This window comes from Microcystis sp. M53603_WE2, assembly GCF_030065435.1.
Genome location: NZ_JASJFF010000025.1, coordinates 1 through 2,293, shown reverse-complemented (window position 1 = coordinate 2,293; position 2,293 = coordinate 1). Strand labels below are relative to the sequence as shown.

General features: G+C 48.8%; 1 protein-coding gene. It reads right to left on the bottom strand.

All coding sequences use genetic code 11. The features are described from left to right. Positions 1–655: 655 nt before the first annotated feature. On the bottom strand, positions 656–2,293 hold a 1,638-nt coding region (locus PX481_RS00610), incomplete at its 5' end, for a SulP family inorganic anion transporter (protein ID WP_288093100.1).

Genomic DNA, 2,293 nt, shown 5'->3' with positions numbered 1-2,293 from the left:
GAGTATAGGCTACTTATAAGGACAGGCAAAAGGCAAAAGGGTGAATAAATAATCAGTTTTTAATAACCAGATTTAGTAGTAAGCTAAACGGCGCTTAACCTGCATGATCCAATAGCTATAACCCGTTTGGAGTATATATCGGTGATCCGAAGTAAAAGCCGTTTAGCTTAGTAGGGTGCGCCATTCGATAGCGTAACGCACCAAATAAATTAATGATAGATAGATAGGTGCGTTACGACGGATTGTTAGATTCAAGTTTAAGCAAAGATTGTCGCCGTCTAACGCACCCTACATTCTACTTTTTTAAAATCAAAAAGTGGCGGCCTTTGGAGGGATCGGGGGGGAGAATTAGGCACTTTTTCCCTGAAACTTAGGTAATTGACCACTTGAAAATGGGTAAAACCCCACACCCCCCTACCCCCACGAAAAACTTTTTGCCGCAAACCCTAAATAGGTTAGGGAAGTGACTTTCAGTTAATGATGCTAAAAATGAACAATAATCTAAAATTAAGCCGACAATGACTAAATGCAACCGACGGAAGCCCAACTTAGACAACTCTATCACCTAATTTCAATAAAGTCCGAAAACTATGCACGGGTAGGTTCTTTATGGGAGGGGAGGTCGGCGATGACCTTCTCGACCCCTAACTATCAGTTAACGATTTTTAAAAGCTTCGATCGCCGCCGGCAAAGTATAGTAAATTCTCTCTTGGCTAATTTTATCTAACAAGCGAGAGCGTTGCAATTCTAAGTACAGATCGTGTTTAACCCTCGCTAGGGCGAAAACTATACCCTGTCTTGATAATTCCCTTGCTAATTCCTCGATAATCTCCACGGCTGTACTATCCAACTCCCCGAGTGCCTCTGTATTCAAGACAAACCATTCTACCGGTTTTGTCTCCCGGGCAATGGCGCTGAGGGCGCGACGTTTAAAGTCGGCCGCATTAGCAAAAAATAAGGGGGCATCGTAACGATAGATAACTAACCCCGGTATTGTTTGCGCTTCTGGCCAATCCTGGAGCGCGTGTAAACCCATCACCCCCGGAACCGTACCCAAGACCGCATCATCGGGCCGGGTAATGCGGGCCAATAAATCGATAACCGAGAGACCGATGGCGATGGCAACCCCGCTTAAAATCCCCGTGGTTAGCACCCCCACCATGGTCAGGACAGCGAGATTAAACTCACTATTGCGAAAGCTTTTTAGTCGTTTAGCGCCGGCAATATCCACCAGTTTACAGGCCGCATAAATCACCAGCGCACCCAAGGCGGCCTTGGGAAAGAGTACCAGTAGCGGACCGAGGAAGAAAATGACCGCCACCACCACCCCTGCCACCACCAGGGAGTAAAGCTGACTTTTACTGCCCACGGAATCGCCCACTGCGGTGCGACTGGCGCTGCTGCTGATGGGAAATCCCTGACAAAAACCCGCCGCCAGATTCCCCAGTCCTAGGGCTAAAAATTCTTGATTGGCATCGATTTCTTGGTTATGGTGTCTGGCGAAGGCTCTGGCGGTCAAGACGTTATCGGAATAGCCGACCAGGGCAATGCCGACGGCCGCGGTTCCTAGGGGTAGTAATTGGGAAAAATCTAGGGTTGGTAAGCCAAAATTAGGCAAAGTATTGCTAATTTTCCCCACTACTGCCACCCCCTCTTGATCGAGATGGAGGGTGGCGACGGCGAGGGTTCCCAGTAAAACCGCCAGCAAGGGACCCGGTGCTTTGGGAAAATATTTTTGGATGACAAATAGAAATAGTAGCAGCAATAGAGCGAGGCTAAGGGTTGGCCAGTGCCATTGGTTTATTCCCCGAAAAAAAGCTAAAATTTCTTTAAAAACCGTATTTTCACGGATTGACAAACCACTAATTTTACCCAGTTGTCCGGCAATCATGATCACCGCCACTCCCGCCATATAACCGATCAGGATCGGTTTGGAGAGTAAATTAGCTAGAAATCCCAAGCGGGCGATATAAGCGACAAAACAGATTAAACCGACCATTAGGGCTAAAAAAGCCGCTAAACTGCCGTAATTTTCTCCTTGACCACTCACCATAGGTGCGATCGCTGCCGCCGTCATCACTGCCGTGGTCGATTCTGGTCCGAGGGATAGTTGCGAGGAGGAGCCGAAAAGGGCGTAAACTAAGGCAGCCGGCACGAGAGTCCACAATCCCACCACCGGCTCGACCCCGGCCAGGTCGCCGTAGGCCATACACTGGGGAATAGCGTAGGCCGCCACGGTGACACCGGCGAGTATATCTCGGCCCAGCCACTGCCATTGATAGGAGCGCAGGTT